Source organism: Cellvibrio mixtus subsp. mixtus J3-8 (assembly GCF_000766945.1).
GTDB classification, from domain to species: Bacteria; Pseudomonadota; Gammaproteobacteria; order Pseudomonadales; family Cellvibrionaceae; genus Cellvibrio; species Cellvibrio mixtus_A.
Map to the genome: position 1 here is coordinate 3,668 of NZ_KN266220.1, position 246 is coordinate 3,913.

At 44.3% G+C, this 246-nt stretch carries 1 protein-coding gene; it reads left to right on the forward strand.

Features of this window, described 5'->3' with window-relative positions:
• On the forward strand, positions 1 to 246 hold a 246-nt coding region (locus A596_RS23695), incomplete at both ends, for a P2 family phage major capsid protein (RefSeq protein WP_235425809.1).

The window sequence follows — 246 nt, forward strand, 5'->3', positions numbered from 1 at the left end:
GCAAAAATATCGTAACCATGCAGCCGCACGCGTTATTAAACAAGTTACCGAAGCTAACAAAGTTCGCGTAGGTAAAGCTGGCGATTATGAAAACCTCGACGCCCTTGTATATGACGCAGTTAATGAGCTGATTGATCCATGGCATCAAGAAAGTACCGAGCTGGTCGCCATCTGTGGTCGTAAATTGTTGGGTGATAAATATTTCCCACTCATCAATAAAGACAATGCGCCAAGCGAGCAAAAAGC